This is a genomic window from uncultured Planococcus sp. (assembly GCF_947501725.1).
GTDB classification, from domain to species: domain Bacteria; phylum Bacillota; class Bacilli; order Bacillales_A; family Planococcaceae; genus Planococcus; species Planococcus donghaensis_C.
The window spans coordinates 47,540-71,882 of sequence record NZ_CANMXD010000002.1; the positions used below are offsets into that span (position 1 = coordinate 47,540).

Consider the following 24,343-nt stretch of genomic DNA (forward strand, 5'->3'; position numbering starts at 1 on the left):
TACTATCCTTCAGAGGCAACGCTCGCAATAATGGTTAAAGAAAAAATTTCATTATTAATTAGGAGGATTTAGAAAATGGAAAACAATGTACATGACAACAATGATAAAAAGCGCCACACAGCGGCGACAGGGGATTCACAATGTCCAGTAACAGGCGGCAGCCAAACAGGTGGGCACAAGGACAGCGCGATTACGACATCGAACAAACCAGGGAAAACGCAAAATAAAGACTGGTGGCCGAATATGCTGAATGTGAATATTCTCCATCAGCATGATAAGAAATCGAATCCTCTCGGGGAAGAGTTCGATTACAAAGCAGAGTTTGAGAAATTGGATTATGCTGCATTAAAGCAGGATCTTCGCGAATTGATGACCAACAGCCAGGAATGGTGGCCGGCTGACTATGGCCATTACGGTGGGTTATTCATCCGTATGTCATGGCATGCTGCAGGGACTTACCGGACGACAGATGGCCGCGGAGGCGGATCTACTGGAAACCAGCGATTTGCGCCGCTTAACAGCTGGCCGGATAACGTCAACTTGGACAAGGCCCGCCGTTTGCTGTGGCCGATCAAGAAAAAATACGGGAACAAAATTTCCTGGGCCGATTTGCTGGTATTAACGGGCAATGTGGCACTTGAATCAATGGGTTTCAAAACTTTTGGATTCGGCGCAGGCCGCGAAGACATTTGGGCACCGGAAGAAGATGTTTATTGGGGCAATGAAAAAGAATGGTTAGCGGATAACCGTTATTCAGGAGACCGCGAATTAGAAGAACCTCTTGCCGCAGTTGTAATGGGCTTGATCTATGTGGATCCGCAAGGACCAAATGGCAAACCCGATCCTCTTGCAAGTGCTTTCGATATTCGTGAAACCTTTGGCCGTATGGGAATGAACGATGAAGAGACCGTTGCGTTGATCGCAGGTGGACATACATTCGGTAAAGCTCACGGAGCTGGAGATGCTTCCAATGTAGGGGACGACCCGGAAGCGGCTGTAATGGAAAATCTTGGACTTGGCTGGAAGAGCTCGTACGGTTCCGGAAAAGGCCGCGATACGATTTCAAGTGGTATCGAAGGCGCTTGGACTGCCAACCCGACAAAATGGGATAATGGCTATTACGAGCAATTGTTTGGATACGAGTGGGAGTTAACGAAATCTCCTGCCGGTGCATACCAGTGGACGGCAAAAGATCTGTCGGAACACCAGATGGCACCAGATGCAGAAGATCCGTCGATCAAAGTGAAAACGATGATGACAACAGCCGACATGGCACTTCGCATGGATCCGGCATATGAAAAGATTTCCCGTCGCTATTATGAGAACATGGACGAGTTCCAAGATGCTTTTGCTCGTGCATGGTTCAAACTTCTTCACCGTGATATGGGACCAATAGAGCGCTACTGGGGACCAGAAGTTCCAGAAGAAATATTAATCTGGCAAGATCCGGTACCCGAAGCACCAGGCACATTGAAAGACAAAGAATTGGATGAGCTAAAAGTGAAAATTTTGGAAAGCGGATTGAATCCTCAGCAGCTGGTGAAAACAGCTTGGGCATCTGCCAGCACATACCGTGATTCAGACAAGCGCGGCGGCGCAAACGGAGCACGCATCCGATTCGCTCCTCAACGTGAGTGGGAAGCAAATGAGCCGGAAGAACTGGAAAAAGTTCTTTATTTCTACGAGCACTTGAAAGCAAGCACTGACAATCAAATCAGCATCGCCGACTTGATTGTGCTTGGAGGAAATGCAGCTATCGAACAAGCGATAAAAGCAGCTGGATTTGACATTCCTGTACCATTTACTCAAGGCCGTGGAGATGCACTCGAAGCACAAACTGATGCAGAAAGCTTTAAGGTATTGGAGCCGATTTCAGACGGTTTCAGAAATTACCAGAAGAAAGAATATGCTACAAGCCCAGAAGAAATGCTGCTTGATAAAGCGAATCTCCTAGGCCTGACTGCACCAGAAATGACTGTGTTAGTCGGCGGTATGCGCGCATTCGGTGCAAATCACCAAGGAGCGACAGAGGGAATCTTCACTGACAAAGTTGGTGTACTGACAAACGATTTCTTCGTTAACTTATTGGATATGAACATCGAATGGACACCAGTGGAGTTCAATAAATACGAAGGCAAAGATCGTGCGACAGGCGAAGTTGTCCACACAGCAACACGTTTTGACTTAGTATTCGGCTCGAATGCGATTCTTCGTGCAGTTGCCGAAGTTTACGCACAAGACGACAACCAAGAAAAATTCGTCCGCGATTTCATCAAAGCATGGAACAAAGTGATGAATGCCGATCTTTTCAACGTAGAAAAATAAGTAGAGGAAATCTGGTCAGCGCATGCCGCTGACCAGATTTTTTTGGTGAAATGATTATCAGCTATCATTAGTGGAATGCATTTGGGCTGGCATGCTACTATTCAAAGACCAGCAAAGGAGGCAGGCAAATGATTTCATTGAACATCCTGGATTATTCCCCGATTGATGAAGGAGAAACGGCAGCATCTGCCCTGAAGCAGACGACGGAACTTGCGCAGCTGGCAGAAGGGCTCGGCTTTAAGCGTTTTTGGGTAGCCGAGCATCATCAGGTCGAGTCGGTTGCCGGCACCACGCCTGAAATGCTGATGATGCATTTGGCCGCCTCTACCAAAACCATCCGCATCGGTTCGGGAGGTGTCATGCTGCCGCATTACAGCGCCTACAAAGTGGCGGAAAACTTCCGTATGCTCGAAGCGCTCTATCCCGGCCGCATCGATCTTGGCATCGGCCGTTCGCGCAGCTATCGCATCGTCAATGAAGCATTGAATGAAAGCAAAACGAAACGGCTTCCTTACGACCAGCAATTGGCTGACCTGCAGAAATACTTCGCTGATGACATAGAAAGCGAGCATCGCTTCAAGCCGCTGCTTGCCATGCCGATCATCGAGACAGCGCCAGAATTGTGGCTGCTGGGCACAGGTCCGGGCAGTGCGCGGCTCGCGGCTGAAAAAGGGATGGGGTATGCTTTTGCACATTTTGCCAAGCCATCGCAGCAAGGAGTAGAAGTGGTGGAGGCGTATCGCTCAAAATTCAAGCCGTCGGCATTCTTGAAAGAGCCGAAAGTGATCATCGCCGTCTTCGCGGTCGTCGCTGAAACGGCTGAAAAAGCCGAGGAGTTGGCGACGGCGTTTGATCTGTGGCTGCTGTTTGTCGAGTCCGATTCGCAGCCGCCTTATTATCCGTCTATCGATACGGCGAAAAAAAGGGGCTTCAGTGCCAGTGAACAGGAAAAAGTGGCGCGCAACCGGCAACGCATGCTGATTGGTACCGCAGGGGAAGTGAAAGTTCAGATTGAATCCCTTGCAGAACGCTACAATACAGATGAAATCACCATCATCCCAAATATTTCCGGAGCGGATAACCGCATGAATGAGCTGCATTTATTGGCAGCTGAATTTAATCTTTCTGGGAAATGAAACCATTTCCGCTATTGCTGCGTATACAGTTAAAAAGCAGAAGAGGCGGAGATGGAAGATGGCAATCAAAACGAAAACGAAAGAGAAGAAAGACCGCTGGTGGATTTTTGATGTAATCGACTTTTTTGTCGGAATCCTGGAGATTTTATTTTATCTTCCGCGCATGGTTTTCCGTTTTCTGAAGGAATTGTGAAGGATGGAAAGTATTTCAGTGGATTTGGAAAGTATTTTCATGGAAGTGGAAAGTATTTCCCTCTAAACAAAAAGTATATCCAAATAAATGGAAGCAGCCACATGCTCGTTGCGGCTGCTTTTTGGGTTTGGACAGTATTTCGCCGAATTCGGACAGTATCGCCGATTAAATGGAAAAAAGCCGCCCAGACAGGCGGCTTTTCACAGTTTTATAGTTTCGCAAACTCAGGATCAGCGACTTTCACCAATTGCTTGCCGAGGTTAGTGCCTTTGAATAGGCCGAAGAAAGCTTCCGGCGTGTTTTCAAAGCCTTCGACAATCGTTTCATCGTATTTCAATTTGCCTTCCTGGAGCCACTCGGTAAGTGCTGCGGCTCCTGTCGGCAGGTCTTTCGCGTAATCGCCGAGCGTGAAGCCTTTCATCATCGAGCTGGTCTTGATGAATTTCCATTGCATGCGGGGACCGACATCTTCGCCTGGTGAATTGTAGGAAGAAATCGAGCCGCATAATGAAACGCGGGCATTTCGGTTCAGCTGATTGATGACCGCATCGGAAACGTCTCCACCGACGTTGTCGAAATACACATCGACACCATCGGGCAATGCTGCAATCAGATCTTCCTCAAAGCTGTCTTTCTTGTAGTTGACCGCTGCGTCAAAGCCGAGCTCATTGATCAGGTAATCGACTTTTTCATCAGAGCCTGCAATGCCGACAGCACGCGCTCCTTTGATTTTGGCAATTTGGCCGACAATCGAACCGACAGCGCCCGCTGCACCTGAAACGACAACCGTTTCGCCAGCCTGCGGTTTACCGATATCCAGCAATCCGAAATAAGCAGTGAGCCCGGTCAAGCCGAGGACGCTAAGCCGTGTAGTGATCGGAGCAACAGTTGGATCCACTTGTTGCAGCTTTTGGGGATCTGCCACCGTATACTCAGCCCAGCTGAGGTTGCCGTTGACGATATCGCCTTTTTTCAATAAATCCGAATTGGACTCGACCACTTCGGCAAGAACACCGCCGACCAGCACTTTATTCAATTCGAATGGGGGAATATACGATTCTACATCTCTCATCCGTCCGCGCATATATGGATCGACCGACAAGTAAAGTGTCTTCAATAAGACTTCATTATCGCCAGGTGTCGGAATTTCTTTCTCAACAAATTTAAAATCATCGTTGCTTGGCATGCCTTCGGGGCGATTGACCAAATGGATTTCTCTATGTGTTTGGTTTGTCATGGAAAATTCCTCCTATTATACGAATTCGTTGAAAAGCGTACCACTCGAAATGGAGGTGGTCAAAAATAATGTACCGGAAAACGGCGGCGAGCGTGTATTCTTGATTCCTTAAAATGCCTATGCTATTTTGAAATACCGAAGCCTTTCGGAAGAGAACCTATTTCAGAAAAGAGGAAGTTCCATGAATCCACATTATAAAGATCTATTTAACGAAATTACGTTGCCGAATGGCGTCGTCTTGAACGATCGCTTGGGTGTTGCACCCATGACGACGTATTCAGGAAATGAAGACGGCACGGTTTCGGACGAAGAGTTGACATATTACAACCGCCGCGCCGGTCTCGGGAGCCTGTACATTTCGGCATGCATCGCGGTTTCAGAAAACGGCATCGCTTTCCCGAACCAGTTTATCGGTTTTGACGATAATGCTATTCCGCGCCTGACCCAAATGGCAAAAGAAATGAAATCAAAAGGCAGCAAAGCTATCCTGCAGATTCAGCATGGCGGCCGCCAGGGACAGGCTGCGTTGATCAAAGCCAATGAAACCGTTGCACCAAGCGCTGTGCCGAATGCAGCAGGCAAGCCGGCACCGCGTGAATTGACCGGGAAGGAAATCGAAGCGATTATTGAAGACTTCGGCGAAACCACAAGAAGAGCGATTGAGGCAGGATTTGACGGCGTGGAAATCCACGGGGCCAATACTTACTTGCTTCAGCAATTCGTTTCTTCGGCTACGAACCTGCGCCAGGATCAATGGGGAGGAAGCCTTGAAAACCGATTGAAGTTCCCGCTGGCTGTCCAGAAAAAAGTTCAGGACACCGTCGCAAAATATGCGGATGAGCAGTTTATCGTCGGCTACCGCCTGTCACCGGAAGAAAACAACGAAACAGGAGCCGGTTATACAATAGAAGAAACCAAAGTATTGGTGGAAGAATTGATCCAGCGCGGCATCCACTACATCCACGTATCATTGATGGAAGTTAAGAAAACGCCAAAAGGCGCGGAACAAGGCGACAGCATCGTCCGCATATTGGCAGATCAGATCAATGGCCGTGTTGCTTTTGTGGCAGTCGGCAGCGTGAAAACACCGGAAGATGCATTGACGGCATTGGAAGAAGGTGCGGACATCGTCGTAATCGGACGCCAGGCGCTGATTGATCCGGAATGGACTGAAAAAGTGAAGCAAGGCAAGGAACAGGAAATCCATCCTGTCATCACACAAAAAATGGTCGGCAACTTAGACATCCCGCAGAATATGTGGCACCTCATCACTTCATATGGCATGGTCAAAGTAGCGGACAATTAATAGTGAAACGAGCGTTCAACCAAAGTTGAACGCTTTTTTTAATGGGAATCCTGCGTTAAGCGGCCGAAGGATAAGTGAAATGATGATCCTTAAGTTTCATTTATCCGACTACTTCTTTCTAGAAGGTTGATTTTGTAAGCCCTGTCATCTATAATTTACTAAACCGGTTTAGTAAATATTTGAAGCAATTTCAACTTAGAGGATCCACCTATAGATTTCTATCATAAAAAAAGAAGGAGTGACCATTTTGACTGAAAGTTATGGTGTTTTTACATTGGGAGATGCGTTGATTACGTTTAATCCGTCGGAAACGGGTCCATTGCGTTACGTCCCTGCTTTTACACGGAAAGTCGGCGGGGCAGAATTGAATTTTGCGATCGGCTGCGCACGTTTGGGGCTGCATTCCAAATGGGCGAGCCGTCTTGGCTGTGACGAGTTCGGCCGTGTCATTTATAATTTTGCGCGTGGTGAAGGCGTCGACATGGCAGATGTCGAGTTTGTGGAAGGCTATCCGACTTCATTGAACTTCAAGGAGATCCGGGAAGATGGCTCAGGCAAGACTTTCTATTATCGGTACCAGTCGCCGATCCTGACGATGGAACCGGCTGACATTACCGAGGAAATGTTTGAAGGCATCGACATCATTCATTTAACCGGTGTGTTCCTGGCCATTGATCCAAAAAATCTGGCTATCACTAAGCGAGTGCTGGAAATTGCAGAACAGCTGGAAATCCGGATTTCATTTGACCCCAATATCCGCCTCAAGCTATGGACCATCGAACAGGCGAGAGCCGCTTATATGGAAATCCTGCCGTCAGTGGATATCCTGTTGACTGGTTTGGATGAAATTGAATTGATCATCGGTGATGCTTCAATTGAAGCGCTGGAAAAATGCGCGGCGGATTTCTCGATCGGCCAATTGGTCATCAAAGACGGCGGCAACGGAGCACGCGTCTTTACAGGCAGTGAATGGCACCACAAGGAAGCGTTCAAGGTCAATCCGATCGACACTGTAGGAGCCGGCGACGGTTTTGATGCCGGCTATATCTATTCGGTATTGCATGGCTATTCTCCGGAAGCGTCATTGGAATTCGCTAATGGCGTCGGTGCATTGGTGACGACCGTGTCAGGAGACAACGAGGGGCTCCCTTACCTGAAGGAAGTGCAGGCATTGATCAGCAAGGAAACGATCATCGAACGTTAATCCGAAGGAGGAAGCCAATTGATGTTAAAGCACGCTATTCTATCCCGATTATCTGAGACGAAAGTGGTCGCGGTAATCCGCGGCAATAGTGCAGAAGAAGCGGTTGAATTATCGAAAGCAGCAGTACAGGGCGGTATTCGTGCAATTGAACTGACGTATACGACGCCGCACGTCCAGCGGATATTCGAAGCGCTTGAAGAAGAAGATGTGCTGCTCGGTGCAGGTTCGGTACTGGATCCGGAAACAGCACGCCATGCCATTTTGGCGGGAGCGAAATTCATTGTCAGCCCACATTTCAACGAAGAGATTGCGCCCGTCTGCAATCGTTACGGCATCCCGTATCTCCCTGGCTGCATGACAATCCGTGAAATGGTCAAAGCATTGGAATCAGGTAGTGACATCCTTAAATTGTTCCCGGCGAATAATTTCGAGCCTTCCTTCATCAAATCGGTCAACGGACCGCTGCCGCATGTCCGCATCATGCCGACTGGCGGCATCAACTTGAACAATATCCAGGACTGGCTGGCAGCCGGTGCAGTGGCTGTCGGGATTGGCAGTGATTTGAACAAGGCCTATGCAGCAGGCGGTTTCGATGCAGCGGTGGAACTCAGCCGACAATACATGCAGAAAAGCAAAGAGTAAAGAAATGAAAAATGCAGCTCCGGATTTTCGGGAGCTGCATTTTTTGTATTCAACCGGTAAACACCGCATCATACGGATAACGGTAATTTTCCTTGCGCGGCTTCATTAAGATAAAGAACAAAGTCAGCGGTCCGATGCGGCCGGTGAACATCACCAGGCTCAACAGGATTTCGCCAAGATCGCTCAAGTCGGCAGTAATGCCCATGGACAAGCCGACGGTGCCGAACGCTGAGACCACTTCGAATGCCAGTGGCAGGAACGGGATTTTTTCGGTTACGGTCAATAGGAACAGAAAGAAGACAACCAGCAAGACGCTGATGGTTGTGATCGCAAGGGAGCGGATCACTGTTTCGATCCGGATGGAACGTCCGAAAAGTTCGGGTTCGCGCCGTGACCGCAAAAAAGAAATCGTCGCAAGGATGACGACGATAAAAGTCGTCAACTTAATGCCGGATGCGGTCGAAGCACTGCCGCCTCCGATGAACATCAACAGCATCGTGAACAGCAGGGTCGGATCTTCGAGCTCCCCGTAGTTCAGTGTATTGAATCCCGCAGTACGCGGTGTGACGGCACTGAAATAGGAAGCCAGCAATTTATCGTGCAGAGACAGATTGCCGAGAGTTCCGGGATTGCCGTATTCCAAAGCGAAAATCACGATCATGGCCACCACATTTAAAATCAGGGTGCCGCCGATCATCAGCTTGGTATGCAATGCCCACCGGTGAAAGGATTTTTTCTGTGTGATATCCATGACGACGGTGAATCCGATGCCGCCGATGATGAACAGGAAGGAAATCAGCACATTGACCAACGGATCTCCGGCAAAGCTCATCAAGTTATCGGGAAACAAAGAAAACCCGGCGTTGTTGAAAGCGGAAATGACGTGGAAGACACTGTAGTTGAGTGCATCCTTAAAGCCGAACTCCGGGATCCAGTAGATGGTCAATAGAACAGCGGCCACTGCTTCCACCGTCAAAGCGAATGTCAGGATCAATTTGACGAGCTTGACGATGCCGCCGATCGTATTTTGAGTCAGCGATTCCTGCAGGTAAATCCGGTTTTGAAGGCCGACCTTCTTGCGGAACAGGATGAGGATGGCGACAGCGAACGTCATCAACCCGATACCCCCGCATTGAATCAGCACCAGCAGGACCAATTCACCAAATCCGGTCAGAACGGTCCCAGGATCAAAAACGCTGAGCCCTGTCACTGTTGTTGCGGAAGTGGCGGTGAACAAGGCGTCGGTCCAGGAAATCGGACGCGTGGTTGCGAACGGCAGCTTCAACAATAAGGTGCCGGCCAAAATTAAAAATAGAAAACTACCGGAAATAACCAACGGCGGCGAAATGGTTATCCGCTTTTTTTTCCAAGAGCGCATCAAGGCACTTCCTTATCCATTGAACTGAAATTATGAGCCTACTCTATTCCTGTTTCGGCAGCCTGTCAACAAAATTATGCACGGTGAAAAGGGCAGTTTTTCAGCAGGTTACGGAAAGGTCATTTCTCTATAACGAAGCGCAAATGCTTATTTAATCAGAAAAAAATGAATATTTCCTATTAATCACTTCTTAATTTCGGTATAATGAGAAAAAACCTAGGGGGTAGAGAGATGAAGAATATGAAGGTAAGCGCTTTCTCTTTTATTGTTGCCGGAAGCATTGTTCTAGCAGCGTGTGGAGATGACAATGTCACTACGGACCCAGAAGAAGGCGGGGGCGGGGAAGCCGCTGGACTAGAGACGAATATTGTCACCATCGCTACGGGTGGAGCGTCCGGTCCTTATAACATCATCGGCTCGACATTGGCTGAAACGTACAGTTCGCAATATGGCGTCAATTCAAGAACACAGACGACCGGCGCTTCGGTTGAGAACGTCAACTTGATCAAGGAAGACAAGATTGAAATGGCATTCACCATGAGCGATGTGGTCAGCCAGGCGGTTGAAGGAACTGAAGGCTTTACAGAGCCGACAGACAAAATCAGCCAAATCGCTGCCTTGTATCCAAACTACGTCCAAATCGTCACCACTGCGGATTCAGGCATTGAAACGTTTGAAGACCTGCGCGGCAAGCGGATCGCGGTAGGCGACCAGAATTCCGGAGTGGAAGTGAATGCGCGTACGCTGTTGGAAGGCTACGGCATCACATATGACGACATCGATGTGGATTACCTGGGTTACGCGGAAGCGGCTGACGGCCTGCGTGCAGGACAAATCGACGCGGCTTTCCTGACAAGCGGCTTGCCGAACGCATCCTTGCTGGAGCTGTCTGAAACACTGGACATCCGCATGGTTTCCATTGCGCCGGAAGACGTTGAGCGTGTGGCGGAGGATCAGTCCTACTTTATCGCGCTTGAAATTCCAGCAGGAACTTATGGCAATGAAGAAGCCATTCCAACTGCAGCAATCATGAACGCTTTAGTGGTCCACTCGGATATGAGTGAAGACGACGTCTACGAATTGACTAAAACCTTCTTTGAAAATCTGGATACGCTGGAGAATTCCCACCAGGCAGCTGCCGACATCACTTTAGAAGCTGCACAGGAAGGCTTGGTAGCGCCGCTGCATCCAGGGGCACAGCGTTACTACGATGAGCAATAAAGTTTTGGCGGGAGGAGCATGTTTGATTGTGCTCCTTTTTTTCCTGTTTTGGCGGATTCCTGTCGTACAGTTCGACTTTGGAGAAGAACGTTATTATTTAAAGGAAACGGACTTTACGCTGCAGTGGATCCATTCAGTCGAAAAGGAAGAATGGCTGGAATTTTATGAACGGGACGGAGATAGTCTGCTGCTGGCGGAAACGAAGTTCAAAACTTACGGCGCGGGTGTTCCTTCTGATGGCGAAATCATATCTTCAGAAGATGGATATGTCCATATGAAGATCGGCCGCCTTTTCAATGAAATGAATTTGACGGTTTCCCGAAATGCACAAACGACGATCATCACAGCCGATCAGGAAATTCCGTTGTATGACTATACGGAAGACTATGAGCTTGTTGCAATCACGATTGAATTTATTCATCTTTGGAATTATGCAAGGGGGAACAAGCTATGACAAAAGACAACCGGGATTTGGACGTCGAAAGCGTTTCAGCCCATGAAGAAGACAAAAACATCAGCCAGGAAGTGCTGGAGAAATACGATACGGATGCCAAAGTCCGCAAACTGAAAAACCGCAAACTGGTCTTGTTGATTGCGGCGATTGCCATCGCCTACACCCTTTACCATCTATACGTGACCTTCAATCCGCTTCCTGCCCTCCAAGCGCGTTCCATCCACGTCGCCGTCGGTATGGGGCTGATTTTCCTGGTCTATCCGACATTCAAAAAGCAGGATCGCACGAAGATTCCATTCTATGATTGGATTTTGTTTATCTTCAGTCTGGGCACCGCCGGCTACTTGATGTATGAATACAACGACATCATGACGACGCGCGGCGGGATTCCGAATACATTGGATATCGTTTTTGCCATCCTGACCGTTGTGCTGGTTCTTGAGGCAGCACGGCGCGTAACCGGCATCATCCTGCCGATTCTCGCATTGGTGTTTTTGGCTTATCCGTTCATCAGCCATTTTGTCTGGATGCCGAATATGCTGATGACGCGGCCGTTCGACCTTGGCGATATTTTCGGCCAGCTGTACTTGAAGACGGAAGGTCTCTATTCGACGGCCATCTCCGCTTCCTTGCAATTCATTTTCCTGTTCATCCTATTCGGTGCATTCCTCGCCAAATCGGGAATGGGCCAATTGTTCAATGACCTTGCCATGGCCTTAGCGGGCAGCAAGCAAGGGGGACCAGCCAAAGTAGCGGTCATTTCCAGTGGATTCATGGGCAGCATCAACGGTTCGGCGATAGCCAATGTGGTCGGTACCGGTGCTTTCACCATTCCATTGATGAAAAAAATCGGCTACAATAAAAACTTTTCCGGCGCCGTAGAAGCGAGTGCCTCTGTGGGTGGGCAGATTTTGCCGCCGATCATGGGGGCGAGTGCCTTCATCATGGCGGAAACGACAGGGATAGCCTATGGTACAATTGCCCTTGCGGCTTTACTGCCGGCAGTGTTGTATTTCCTCGGGGTCATCATGCAGGTCCATTTCCGTGCCGGCAAAGAAAACCTGAAAGGCATTCCGAAAGCGGATCTGCCGAGAACCAAAGAAGTGCTGAAGGAAAAAGGGCATTTGCTGCTGCCGATTGTCGGTTTGATTTTCATGCTTTATACAGGCATGCCAATCGCTTACGCAGCATTCTATACCATCGTCCTGACAGTCATCATTGCGGGGCTCAGAAAATCGACGCGCATGGGTTTCAAGGATATTCTCGAAGCGATGGAAAACGGGGCACGCCAATCGCTGTCCGTCATGATCGCCTGTGCGGTCGTCGGCATCATCATCGGTGTGGTCAGCCTGACGAGCTTCGGTACCGTCATGACTTCAGCAATTACAAGCTTTGGTGCAGGATCGCTTTTCTGGACGCTGTTCCTGACGATGCTTGCTTCGATTGTTCTGGGGATGGGCTTGCCGTCCATTCCGGCTTATATCATCACAGCGACCATGACAGCGCCGGCACTTGCTGAATTCGGCATTCCGGTTCTGGTGGCACATTTGTTTGTCTTCTATTTTGGTATTTTCGCCAATATCACACCACCGGTCGCCCTTGCCGCATTTGCCGGTGCGGGGATATCCGGAGGCGATCCGATGAGGACCGGCTTGAACGCATTGCGCCTGTCGATCGCCGGTTTCATCATCCCGTATCTGTTTGTCTATAATCCAGCGATGCTGATGATCGACACGACAGATATCGCGGTCAATGCCACCGAATTTGCCTTGCCGCCGATATGGGAAATCCTGCTGATCACCATCACCGCCATCATTGGCATTATCGGGTTGAGTGCAGCAGCGGAAGGGTATTTCCAGACAAAGCTCAATGTCCTGTTCCGCGTCGTTCTCGGAGCAGGAGCGCTGATGCTGATCGTTCCGGAAACCTTGACGGATATCATCGGCCTGACGATTGTATTGGGAATTTTCGTCATCAATTTCCTGAAGAGCAAAAAAGAAAATACGGCAGCTGCTGCTTCGTAAACAATAGGTATATCGGCCGGACCGCAGATTTTCTGCCGTCCGGCTTTTTTTGATAGAATAAAGGGAAAATGGGAGGATCGGCGAACATGAAAGAATTCATTGAGGCAAACCACCAGCCGATGCTGGAATTGATAGAAAGCCTGGTCAACATCGACAGCGGCTCCTACCTGAAAAGCGGAATCGACCGCGTGGGTGAGGTTCTTGCAGAGGAATACAAGATGATCGGGTTTGATACAGAAGTACATGAGCAGGAGCGTTTCGGCAATAATCTGGTCATTCATCATCCAGAAGCAAAAACACCTAAAATTGTCATGATCGCTCATCTGGATACCGTATTTCCAGAAGGAACCGCAGAAAAACGGCCGTTCCATGTGGCAGACGATTTGGCGCACGGACCGGGTGTCATCGATATGAAAGCAAGCCACGCCACTGCTTTATTCGCCATCAAAGCTTTGATGAACAGCGGCAGTGAAGCTTATAAAAATGTGGTGTTGGTGCTGAATACGGATGAGGAAATCGGTTCTGTTGCATCCCGCAGCTTAATTGAAAGAATTGCCGCAGATAAGAAGTACGCATTGATATTGGAACCGGCACAAAACGGCCAGCTCGTCAGTGAACGCAAAGGAGGCGGGAAATACTTCCTGAACGTATTCGGCAAGTCGGCACATGCAGGCATCGAACCGGAAAACGGGGCAAGTGCCATTGAAGAACTGGCGCGGAAAATTCTCAAACTGCATGCGTTGAGCGAACCGGAAAAAGGCATCACAATCAATGTCGGCCTGATCAAGGGTGGAACATCAGTCAATACCATCGCACCTTTTGCCGAAGCGGGAATCGATTTGCGGATCCAAACACCCGAAGACGGTGAACGGCTGGACAGAGCCATCAAAGAAATCTGCAGCTACACTGAAACACCGGGAACGACAGTGGAATTGACCGGCCACATCACACGGCCAGCCTGGGTGTTGACGGAGGAATCGCGCCGCTTAATCGACATCATTGCCGAAGAAGGAGCTAAACTGGGTATGTCACTGAAGCATGAGAAGAGCGGCGGCGGATCAGACGCCAACCTGACGGCTCATATCGGCATTCCATCAATTGATGGTTTGGGTCCAGTCGGAGGCAATGCCCATCAGGAAACCGAATATTTGGTAGTGTCCTCACTGACTGAACGGACCTTGCTGCTGGCGAATGTGATTGAGCGGTTGAGTGGGGGATAAGGGGCCGCAGAGGAAAAATCGCTGAAGACGGAAGCTTTCCGGCAAACACAAAAGTTATCACGCTGCCTCCCCCTTCATTGAGATAATGGACTCAACATCTATCCGACTTTCATGTATGCTTGATAAGTCGAGTGAACTAAGATGTTTTACGCACCGCCTTTAAAATGGGGCCGTGTAATTGATAGATGACAGAAACAGAAGTACAGGGGGTTCAAAGATGACTTCTTTGATGCAAAAAATAAAAGACGTACTGCCGCAACTATCAGAGGCAGAAGGGCGGATCGGCGACTATGTTCTTGAAAATCCGGAAGCTGTCCCCCATATGACGACGAAAGAACTGGCGCAAAAATCAGGTGTTAGCGAAGCGACCATCATCCGTTTCTGCAAATCGATCGGCATCGGCAGCTTTAAATCCTTCAAACTGGCACTCATGAAAGATTTGACTTTAACAGATACCAGCCTCACCGATTTTTCGGTGCTGAACAAAAAGGATTCGCCATATGATCTTTTTCATAAAGTCATCCATGTCAATAAATCAGCGATTGAATCGTGCGCGGATTCCATGGACCGGAAAGAACTGGCCAAAGCAGTGGAAGCGATTCAGTATGCTAACAAAATTGTCTTTTTCGGTGTTGGGGGCTCATCTACGGCCGCAGTTGATGCTCAGTATAAATTCACCAAACTGGGCTATCACTCGATCACTTCCCTTGATTTTCATTATATGCTGTCGATTATTCCTCATTTGACGGAAAACGATGTTTTCGTGGCGATCAGCACTTCCGGAAAAACCAAGGATGTTTTAGAGCTCACCCGTTTTGCACAAAGAAAAGGGGCGACCGCCATCGCCATCACGACACTCAGTAAATCACCATTGTACAAAGAGGCTGACATCCGGCTATGCACACCAAATGTTGAACAGGACTTCCGTATTGGCAGCATTCCCTCGCGGATGACGCAATTGACAGTCATCGATACCTTGTATATGAGCATTTTCCATCATGTCGGCGAGAAGGTTTTGCAGCAATACTATGATGCCCGAAGTGAAATGGAAAATTTAAGAAGATGAAGAGCCGTAGACCCGGTTCTCTTTTTTTTGCTGTTATGAAATTTAAATTCACTATTTAGATAATTTATATTGACATTAAATTTCTTGGAGATAAAATGAAAACAAGAAATAAAAGTAAAAGGGTGATCTGATGCTGGAAAATCTATCCACAGAAAAACGCAATAACAACACCATGAAGATGGATGAAATGTCAGTGCTGGAAATATTGCAGACCATGAACCAGGAAGATCGTCTTGTTCCAAAGGCCATTGAAATGGAATTCGCCAACATTGAAGAGTCGGTACAAAAAGCCATACGTTCTTTTAAAGCAGGAGGCAGATTGATTTATATCGGTGCCGGAACCAGTGGTCGTTTGGGAATTTTGGATGCAGTCGAATGCGTTCCGACATTCGGTGTTTCACCTGAACAGGTTGTCGGAATCATAGCTGGAGGAACAGAAGCGATCAAAATAGCGATAGAAGGCGTAGAAGACAATCCTGAGCTGGGAATGGACGATTTGAAAGCGGTTTCTTTAACAGCTGATGATACGGTTGTCGGAATCGCGGCTAGCGGCCGCACACCTTACGTGATTGGTGCACTTCAATATGCCAAACAGATTGGGGCAGAAACGGTTGCAATGTCATGCAATAAAGGAGCGGAAATCAGCGGCTATGCCGATACGGCGATTGAAATCGAAACAGGAGCTGAAGTATTGACCGGTTCAACCCGTCTAAAGGCTGGAACTGCACAGAAGCTGGTTTTGAATATGATTTCGACAGCTGCAATGATCGGGATAGGCAAGGTTTACGGCAACCTGATGGTGGATGTACAAGCCACCAATGAAAAGTTGATTGAGCGCTCCAAACGGATTATTATGGATGCCGCCCAAGTCGATTATGCCACAGCACAGCGTTATTACGAAAAAGCGGACGGCCATGTAAAAACAGCGATTGTCATGAGTCTGCTGGATTGCACGAAAGAACAAGCTATCGAAAAACTGGAGGCAGCTGGCGGTTTTGTTCGAAAAGCTATATAACATTTAGGGGAGCGGAGGGGAAGTATGAAAAAAGAACAGCAAATGGCGCATGACATTCTCGCGAAAATCGGGGGAAAAGAGAATATCAATCAAGTAGCACATTGTATGACGCGGTTGCGTTTGTCGATTAAAGATGACAGTAAAGTAGAATTGAACGAATTGAAGCGTGTGGATGGTGTAATGGGTGTCATCGAAGATGATACACTTCAGATCGTCGTAGGTCCTGGGACCGTCAATAAGGTTGCTGCTGAAATGAGCAGTGAAACGGGATTGGCCATCGGTGAAATGGCGGATGTTGACGAAAATGATATGAATTTCACGGAAAAAGCTGCTTTGAATAAAGCTAAACTGAAGGAAAAGAACAAGACGCCTTTCAAGCTCTTTCTTCGCCGGGTCGGTAATATCTTCATTCCGCTGATTCCAGGTCTGGTCGCTTCAGGAATCATCAACGGTGCAGCCAACTTCGCTAAAAACGCTGGTGTGGATGCTACTGAAACCTGGATGCAGATTTTATTGCTGCTCGGAAGTACTGTATTCGCTTACTTGGCTATTTTGGTCGGCTGGAATACAGCCAAAGAGTTTGGTGGAACACCGGTACTGGGCGCTATTGCAGGAGGAATCTTGTTCAACCCGATGCTGGCGGATATCGTTATTTATGGAGAACCGCTGGTCGTCGGAAGAGGTGGATTATTCGGCGTAATATTTGCAGCTTGGCTGATGACATTTGTTGAGAAGAATGTACGTAAAGTGATGCACAGCTCTGTCGATATTTTATTTACACCTCTGATTACATTATTGGTTGTTGGTTTCTTCTCACTTTATGCAGTTGTCCCAGTCGCTGGGCTTTTATCAGATGGAATTATGACTGTGTTAACTTCGGTTCTTGATGTCGGTGGGGTATTAGCAGGAGGCGTTCTAGCCGGTTTCTTCCTTCCACTTGTTATGCTCGGCCTGCACCATGGTTTGACTCCGATTCACCTCGAGTTGATGAACACTGTTGGCGCGACAGCTTTACTGCCGATTCTGGCAATGGCTGGAGCTGGGCAGGTTGGTGCCACCATTGCAGTATATATAAAAACTAGAAATCAGCGTCTTAAGAACATCATTAAAGGGGCTCTGCCTGTTGGATTCCTCGGCATCGGGGAACCGCTTCTTTACGGTGTAACTTTGCCACTTGGCCGTCCGTTCATAACGGCTTGTATGGGTGCTGCATTTGGCGGTGCTTTCCAGGCAGTGATGCATACGGCAGCACTCGGAATAGGGGTGTCAGGCATATCATTGATTCCGCTTATTGCTGAAAGCAAGTATGTCTGGTACTTCGTCGGTTTGGTCGTTTCGTATATTTTTGGATTTATCTTCACCTATCTATTTGGATTCAAAGAAGAGATGGCAGAAGGGATTTAAGGAAAGGGAGAGAAATCTCCCTTTTTTTCTATTAGTTTAAAAGTATTTGAGCTATTGAAAAGGAGTTGGCACAATGCGTGGAATTTCGGTTTATTTGGGGGACGATTCGTTTCAGGAATTAGAACCTTATATTGAAAAGCTCAGCAAGCTCGGATTCACATCAATTTTTACTTCACTGCATATTCCAGAGGACGATCCATTGCTCTATAAGGAACGGCTACAGCAATTGGGGCAATGGGCTCTAAAGTTTGATATGGAACTGATGGCGGACATCGCGCCGCAGTCATTGGCTCATCTCGGTTTTAGTTGGGAGAGTGCGGAAGGTCTGTTGGAGTGGGGACTGACCGGGCTGCGGATTGACTATGGGATGGACGACAACGTAATTGCGGAGTTGTCCCACCGGATGAAAATTGCGTTGAATGCCAGTACGTTGACGAGAAGTGGATTGGCTGCATTGAATTCCGCTGGTTTGAAGCGGGATGCTGTTGAGATGTGGCATAATTTTTATCCGCGTCCGGAGACCGGTTTGGATTCCGTAGAGTTTGTGAAAACCAATCTATGGCTGAAAAGTGAAGGACTGACCGTGATGGCCTTCATTCCCGGAGATGGGATTTTGCGGGGACCAGTGCATAAGGGATTACCCACTTTAGAGGAACACCGGGACGCGGATCCTTTTGAAGCCTACCTGCATCTGAAGGATGAGGGCGCGGTGGATAGGGTGCTGGTCGGCGACATTACACTCAGTGATGACACCCTGGAACAATTTGGCGCGTTCCATGAAGGCGAAATTCTATTGAGGGCAAAAGCTTTGGTGGAGATGGAAGAGATGGATGTCCAAACCAATCGCTGGGATGCAGCGCGGGACTGCATCCGTTCCATGGAATCGCGCCAATACGGCTTAATCGGCACTCACCTATTGGAGCCGAACAATACCATTGCACGGAATAAAGGCAGTATTACGGTGGATAATGAGCGTTATAGCCGCTACCAGGGCGAATTGCAAATTACCAAAAGAGATTTACCCGCCGATGACAAGGTCAACGTCATCGGAAAAGTCATCAATGAAGATCTTTCGTTGTTGCAGTATATCAAGGGCGGCACGAAATTTCGGATAAAGTGGATTTGAACAAAGAAAGAGCAGCTTTTAACGAGCTGATCTTTCTTTCTTTTTTTGAAACTTAATTTCATGTTATATGATACTTTATGATTAGCTAAACTTCATCGAAGTAAGTAATTGGAAATAGAGTTAAAAATAAAATATTCGGAATATATTGTAAATACAGCTCCATTGGTGGATAGGCAGCCAATGGAGCTTTCTGTAGGCTTAAAGAATAACGGGTTTCGAATTATAAATTGATTTGATCTGGAGGGATAACATGAAGAAAGGGTTATGTTTTACAGCTTTAACAGCAGTCATGGCAGTTTCATTGGTCTTGCCATCGGCCAATCCAGCTTCAGCTTCATCGGCCAGGCAATGGGATTCACCGGCTCCGCTGTCTTCCGTGCTGCATAAAGGCTCAGCAAAAAGTGCGGGATTGATGGAAGAGCCACTGGAACAGATTGACGCAATGATGGAAACAGCAGTGAAAAACGGTACAGCACCTGGAGTTGTCGCATTTGCCGCAAAGAGCGGGCATATCGTGAAACACGAAGCTTATGGCTATTCAGCCCTCTACACAGATGACCAACAGACGAAGATGGCCAATCCGGTGGAGATGAAAGCGGATACAATTTTTGACGTCGCATCGATCAGTAAAATCTTTACGACTACAGCAGCAATGATTCTGTTTGAAGAGGGCCTTTTCAATCTGGATGATCCGGTTGCACTCCATTTGCCGGAGTTTGCAGCTAACGGGAAAGAAGAGGTGACCATACGGCAGCTGATGACGCATACATCGGGATTCACCTCGTGGGTGCCGCTTTATCAGCAGGAAGGCGGGCGTGAAGAACGGATTGAATACGCCCTACAATATCCGTTAGCCAATCACCCAGGAGAGAATTATACATACAGCGACCTCAATTTAATCACTTTGGGTGCATTGATTGAAAAGTTCTCAGGCATGGGCCTCGATGAATTTATCGATAAGGAGCTTACTGGTCCGCTTGGGATGGAAGACACCATGTATAATCCGCCAGCATCGCTGAAGCAACGAATTGCGGCAACGGAATTTCAGCCGGCAATCGGCAGGGGGATGGTATGGGGGGAAGTACATGATGAGAATGCATGGTCACTCGATGGAGTAGCTGGGCACGCCGGTGTATTTTCAACTGCTTTGGATTTAGGGAAGCTTGCCCATATGTTCCTGAATGATGGGAAATACGGCGGTCAGCGGATTTTGGAAAAAGAAACGGTTCGTTTGCTGGAAACCAATCAGATTCCTGAATTTCCCGGAAATGATCACGGCCTTGGTTGGGAGTTGAACCAAGGTTGGTATATGGATGCTTTATCGGATTCCTCGACTTTCGGGCACACGGGCTACACAGGGACGAGCATCGTCATCAACCGCGACAATCACACTACGGCCATTCTGCTGACTAACCGTGTGCATCCATCGCGGACGACAGTATCAACTAATTTTATCAGACGTGATTTCGCTCGGGCAGTAGCCGATTCAATTTCAGCTCCACTGAACAAAAAAGATGCAGCATGGTTTACGGGATATGGGGATCACCTTAATCATCAGATGACTGTCGCGACAAACGGAGCTTCGAGCCTGACCTTCGATGGATGGAACCGCATTGAACAGGATTCCGATTATGGCTATGTGGAAACATCCATGGATGGCACAAGCTGGAGCGAGGCTGTTCTTCAATTGACAGGAGACAGTGAAGGGTGGAAGAAGCATGAAATTAGGCTGCCGAAAGAAACGCAATTTCTCCGTTTCCGCTATGTCACGGACGGTTCAGTCAACGGCCGCGGCTTGTATATCAGAAACCTTAAAGCAGATGGCAAGGAAATAGAACCGTTAGATGAACAGAACGACTGGACATTACGCAATTATTGATCAAAGGGGGATGGGAAATGCACAAGCTGAAGAAAATTCTTTTGGTGCCGGCGTTACTCGCGGCACTAGTCATTTCATCATTATTTACAGGAAGCGGACAGGCCGCCGCAGCTAGTCCGGTTACAGATTTGGTGATTCTGCAGAATGTACCTGAAGTCGCAGTAGGTGGAGTGGGGAAAGGCCTCCAACTCCAAGCAGTGCATCTCTATGAGGACGGGCAGTACATGCTGGTTTCGGAAAACCTGACATGGGAGTCTGTCAATAAGACGGTGGCATCTGTAGATTCACAGGGAAACGTTGAAGTGTCAGGGAAACCAGGCAAAACGTTCATCACCGTTTCAGATGGATCATTTACAGATAGAATTTCGATCCAAGTAAAACCGGATGCCAAAGTAAAAGGCTTAAAAGGCAAGCCGCCGCTTAGCACTTCGGTGATCAAGGAAAGCGGCGATCGCTATGATTTGGTCAATAGGGCGGTAGGACAGATGACCATGGAAGAAAAAGTCGGGCAGATGCTGATGCCGGATTTCCGCAACTGGAAGGGGCAGAATGTAACGGAAATGCTGCCTGAAATCGAGCAATTGGTCAAAGAATATCATCTTGGCGGAGTGATCCTGTTTCGTGAGAATGTGGTGACGACTGAACAGACAACCAAACTGGTTACAGATTATCAGGCGGCAGCCCAAAAGCATAGCTTGCTGATGACCATCGATCAGGAAGGTGGCATCGTCACGCGTCTGCAGTCAGGAACCGATATGCCGGGAAATATGGCGCTTGGGGCAACACGTTCAGCTGAACTTACCCAGAACATTGGAAAAGCCATTGGTGAAGAATTGTCGGCACTGGGCATCAATATGAACTTTGCACCATCGTTTGACATCAATAACAATCCGGATAACCCGGTGATTGGTGTACGGTCGTTCGGTGAGAAGCCGGAACTTGTCGCTGAATTGGGAGTCGCTTATACAAAAGGACTTCAGGAAACAGGAACCGCTGCGACTGCAAAACATTTCCCGGGACACGGGGATACAGCGGTTGATTCGCATCTCGGCCTACCGGAAGTTCCTTATGATTTAGAACGCTTGAAAGCTGTTGAATTGTATCCGTTCCAAAAAGCAATGGAGGCGGATATTGATGCCATTATGACAGCACATGTCACCTTCCCGAAAATTGACGGTACAAAAGTCATTTCACAGAAAGATGGCACTGAAATCAACCTGCCAGCGACGCTTTCCTACAAAGTACTGACAGAATTGATGCGGGAGGAAATGGGATATAAAGGGGTTATTTTCACGGATGCGCTGAACATGCAGGCCATCGCTGACCATTTCGGGCCGGTGGATGCTGTCATTCGTGCAGTCAACGCAGGGACCGATATCGTACTTATGCCGGTCGGACTTGAAAGTGTGGCAAATGGCCTTTACGAAGCGGTTCGTTCCGGTGAAATAGCGGAAGAGCGCATCAACGCATCGGCAACGCGCATTCTCAGCCTGAAAATGAAGCGCGGTATCCTGAAAGAGGAATCGCCGGTTTCATTGGAGGAAAAAACGGCAAATGCCTTGCAGGTTGTCGGCTCTGAAGCTCACAAGCAAGTAGAAAGAGAAGCGGCTGAAAAATCCATCACTCTTGTAAAAAATGAAGGCGTGCTGCCGTTGGCACCAGCGGCTGAAGATATGCTGGTGGTTGTCGGCAACATCTATTCAGATGAATTGTACGCTGGATTAAAAGCACGCCATGACAATACGATGTGGATTGAAACAGGTGCACCGTTAACCGCGCAGCAGCTGGAGACAGCCAAATCGGCAAAGGCGGTTATCGTCGGTACTGCCACATCATCACTGTCACAGCGCTCACCAGAGAGCGCCCAAATGAAACTGGTCAATCAGTTGGTTGCAGAAGTGGAAGCGCCAGTGATCGGCGTCGCAGTCCGCAATCCTTATGACATTATGGCATATCCTGAAATTGATGCCTATTTGACGCAATACAGCTTCCGGACAGCAAGTTACGAGGCGATGGCTTCAGCAATCATGGGCGAATTGGCTCCGACCGGTAAATTGCCGGTGACCATTCCGAACCTTGCGGGTGAAACGTTTTATGAATATGGCCACGGCTTAAGCTACTGACACTAAAAGGGGGAATAACTTTGAAAAAGTGGATTGCCTTACTGACGACTATTTTGCTGGTATTGACTTCATTGTCCATCGCATTTGCCGACCATGATCGGGGCAATGGAAAATCCAAGGATAAGCGGAAAGACCATAAGGAATTTGAACTTGGAATTGAAGTGCTGATGGAAGAGCAAAAAGAATTGATAAGTGGAAAGAACGTCGGATTGATCACCAATCCGACAGGTGTCGATCAGGAATTGAACAGCATTGTCGATCTTCTGGACAAGGATCCGGAAGTCAACCTGACCGCACTTTATGGACCGGAACATGGTGTTCGGGGAGACGCGCAGGCAGGGCAATACGTCGATTATTATATCGATGAAGTGACAGGTGTGCCGGTCTATAGCCTGTATGGCAAAACGCGCAAGCCGACACCTGAAATGCTGGAAGGTATTGACGTACTGATTTTCGATATTCAGGACGTGGGTGCACGTTTCTATACCTACATCTATACCATGGCTTTAGCTATGGAAGCTGCAGAGGAGCAAGGCATTCCATTTATCGTATTGGATCGCCCCAATCCGCTTGGCGGCACAAAAGTGGAAGGACCTGTGCTTGATCCCGCATTCGCTTCATTTGTCGGACAATACGCCATTCCACTTCGCCACGGCATGACCGTCGGCGAACTTGCCGAATTCTTTAATGCCGAAATCGGAATCGGCGCAGATCTGACAGTGGTGGAAATGATGGGATGGAAACGTAATTCCTTCTATGATGAAACCGGTCTGCAGTTTGTACCGCCTTCACCGAATATGCCGACACTTGATACTGCGCTAGTGTATCCGGGCACGGCTTTGATAGAAGGAACAAATGTCTCAGAAGGGCGGGGCACGACGAAGCCTTTCGAATTTATCGGAGCTCCTTTCATCAACAGCACGGAACTTGCTGAAGCGTTGAATGCGCTGGAGTTGCCAGGCGTCAGTTTCCGCGCAGCATCGTTCACCCCGGCATTTTCCAAACATGCCAGCCAGCTATCGCATGGCATCCAGGTCCATGTGACGGACCGCGAATCTTACTTGCCGATAGAAACCGGATTGCATATCGTCAAAACCATTTACGACCTGTATCCCGAACAGGTGCAACTGACTGCTTTCTTCAATAATCTGATCGGCAATGACTGGATCAGCCAAGGCATAAAGGAAGGCATGACAGTAGAAGAAATGAAAGAACGCTGGCAAGGTGAACTGAAAGAGTTCAAGGAAGTCAGAAGAGAATACCTACTGTACTAAGAAATGAAGAAGTTTCCCCATAATGGGATAGAGAAGCAGAGAGGAGGGAATCATCTTCTTTCTGCTTTTTACTATGGAGTTTTAAAATTTCCGTTTAAAACCGGTTGATGGAAGAA

Annotated in this window: 19 protein-coding genes; 17 read left to right on the forward strand and 2 right to left on the reverse strand. The window is 48.2% G+C overall.

Going from position 1 to position 24,343, the window contains the following annotated elements; all coding sequences use genetic code 11:
• The first annotated feature begins 75 nt into the window (after positions 1 to 75).
• The 3 genes from katG (at position 76) to Q0785_RS02610 (ending at position 3,654) form a co-directional block, all read left to right on the forward strand.
• Positions 76 to 2,325: a catalase/peroxidase HPI gene (gene katG, locus Q0785_RS02600; protein WP_298824983.1), complete on the forward strand. Its 2,250-nt coding sequence runs from the start codon at positions 76 to 78 to the stop codon at positions 2,323 to 2,325.
• Between the two features lie 128 nt (positions 2,326 to 2,453).
• Positions 2,454 to 3,461, forward strand: a complete 1,008-nt coding sequence (locus Q0785_RS02605; RefSeq protein WP_298824987.1) for an LLM class flavin-dependent oxidoreductase — start codon at positions 2,454 to 2,456, stop codon at positions 3,459 to 3,461.
• Positions 3,462 to 3,519: 58 nt separating this feature from the next.
• Positions 3,520 to 3,654 (forward strand): hypothetical protein, encoded by a 135-nt coding sequence (locus tag Q0785_RS02610; RefSeq protein ID WP_298824989.1) that lies wholly within the window; start codon positions 3,520 to 3,522, stop codon positions 3,652 to 3,654.
• Between the two features lie 208 nt (positions 3,655 to 3,862).
• Here the strand turns inward: Q0785_RS02610 and Q0785_RS02615 are convergent, their stop codons facing one another.
• Entirely contained in the window at positions 3,863 to 4,891 is a 1,029-nt protein-coding gene (locus tag Q0785_RS02615; RefSeq protein WP_298824992.1) for an NADP-dependent oxidoreductase, read from the reverse strand.
• 181 nt (positions 4,892 to 5,072) lie between these two features.
• Here Q0785_RS02615 and Q0785_RS02620 point away from each other — a divergent pair, with 181 nt between their 5' ends.
• From Q0785_RS02620 to Q0785_RS02630, 3 genes are all read left to right on the forward strand, one after another.
• Positions 5,073 to 6,197: an NADH-dependent flavin oxidoreductase gene (locus Q0785_RS02620; protein WP_298824996.1), complete on the forward strand. Its 1,125-nt coding sequence runs from the start codon at positions 5,073 to 5,075 to the stop codon at positions 6,195 to 6,197.
• Positions 6,198 to 6,444: 247 nt separating this feature from the next.
• Complete coding sequence (locus Q0785_RS02625; protein WP_298824999.1) at positions 6,445 to 7,401, forward strand: sugar kinase; 957 nt, start codon at positions 6,445 to 6,447, stop codon at positions 7,399 to 7,401.
• Positions 7,402 to 7,422: 21 nt separating this feature from the next.
• A complete protein-coding gene (locus Q0785_RS02630; protein ID WP_298825001.1) occupies positions 7,423 to 8,043 on the forward strand; it encodes a bifunctional 2-keto-4-hydroxyglutarate aldolase/2-keto-3-deoxy-6-phosphogluconate aldolase in 621 nt (206 codons plus the stop codon).
• A 49-nt stretch (positions 8,044 to 8,092) separates the two neighbouring features.
• On the opposite strand, the gene Q0785_RS02635 is transcribed toward Q0785_RS02630, so the two are convergent.
• Complete coding sequence (locus tag Q0785_RS02635) at positions 8,093 to 9,421, reverse strand: TrkH family potassium uptake protein (protein ID WP_298825003.1); 1,329 nt, start codon at positions 9,419 to 9,421, stop codon at positions 8,093 to 8,095.
• 231 nt (positions 9,422 to 9,652) lie between these two features.
• On the opposite strand from Q0785_RS02635, the gene Q0785_RS02640 reads away from it, so the two are divergent.
• From Q0785_RS02640 to Q0785_RS02690, 11 genes are all read left to right on the forward strand, one after another.
• Positions 9,653 to 10,642 (forward strand): TAXI family TRAP transporter solute-binding subunit, encoded by a 990-nt coding sequence (locus tag Q0785_RS02640; protein WP_298825005.1) that lies wholly within the window; start codon positions 9,653 to 9,655, stop codon positions 10,640 to 10,642.
• 28 nt (positions 10,643 to 10,670) lie between these two features.
• Positions 10,671 to 11,096 carry a DUF1850 domain-containing protein gene (locus Q0785_RS02645; protein WP_223636004.1) on the forward strand — a complete coding sequence of 142 codons (426 nt, stop codon included), beginning with the start codon at positions 10,671 to 10,673 and terminating at the stop codon, positions 11,094 to 11,096.
• A complete protein-coding gene (locus tag Q0785_RS02650) occupies positions 11,093 to 13,120 on the forward strand; it encodes a TRAP transporter permease (RefSeq protein WP_298825007.1) in 2,028 nt (675 codons plus the stop codon). The genes Q0785_RS02645 and Q0785_RS02650 overlap by 4 nt, the downstream gene beginning before the upstream one ends.
• Positions 13,121 to 13,206: 86 nt before the next feature.
• A complete protein-coding gene (locus tag Q0785_RS02655) occupies positions 13,207 to 14,340 on the forward strand; it encodes a M20 family metallopeptidase (RefSeq protein ID WP_298825010.1) in 1,134 nt (377 codons plus the stop codon).
• A 217-nt stretch (positions 14,341 to 14,557) separates the two neighbouring features.
• Positions 14,558 to 15,406 (forward strand): MurR/RpiR family transcriptional regulator, encoded by an 849-nt coding sequence (locus Q0785_RS02660; RefSeq protein WP_223635040.1) that lies wholly within the window; start codon positions 14,558 to 14,560, stop codon positions 15,404 to 15,406.
• Between the two features lie 130 nt (positions 15,407 to 15,536).
• On the forward strand, positions 15,537 to 16,421 hold the full coding sequence (murQ, locus tag Q0785_RS02665; RefSeq protein WP_223635043.1) for an N-acetylmuramic acid 6-phosphate etherase: 885 nt from the start codon (positions 15,537 to 15,539) through the stop codon (positions 16,419 to 16,421).
• A 24-nt stretch (positions 16,422 to 16,445) separates the two neighbouring features.
• Positions 16,446 to 17,825 carry a PTS transporter subunit EIIC gene (locus Q0785_RS02670; protein WP_298825020.1) on the forward strand — a complete coding sequence of 460 codons (1,380 nt, stop codon included), beginning with the start codon at positions 16,446 to 16,448 and terminating at the stop codon, positions 17,823 to 17,825.
• Positions 17,826 to 17,898: 73 nt separating this feature from the next.
• Positions 17,899 to 18,951, forward strand: a complete 1,053-nt coding sequence (locus tag Q0785_RS02675; RefSeq protein WP_298825024.1) for a MupG family TIM beta-alpha barrel fold protein — start codon at positions 17,899 to 17,901, stop codon at positions 18,949 to 18,951.
• Between the two features lie 250 nt (positions 18,952 to 19,201).
• Positions 19,202 to 20,830 (forward strand): serine hydrolase, encoded by a 1,629-nt coding sequence (locus tag Q0785_RS02680; protein WP_223635054.1) that lies wholly within the window; start codon positions 19,202 to 19,204, stop codon positions 20,828 to 20,830.
• Positions 20,831 to 20,847: 17 nt separating this feature from the next.
• Positions 20,848 to 22,953 carry a glycoside hydrolase family 3 protein gene (locus Q0785_RS02685; protein WP_298825028.1) on the forward strand — a complete coding sequence of 702 codons (2,106 nt, stop codon included), beginning with the start codon at positions 20,848 to 20,850 and terminating at the stop codon, positions 22,951 to 22,953.
• A 20-nt stretch (positions 22,954 to 22,973) separates the two neighbouring features.
• Positions 22,974 to 24,227: a DUF1343 domain-containing protein gene (locus Q0785_RS02690; RefSeq protein ID WP_298825030.1), complete on the forward strand. Its 1,254-nt coding sequence runs from the start codon at positions 22,974 to 22,976 to the stop codon at positions 24,225 to 24,227.
• Positions 24,228 to 24,343: the final 116 nt, after the last annotated feature.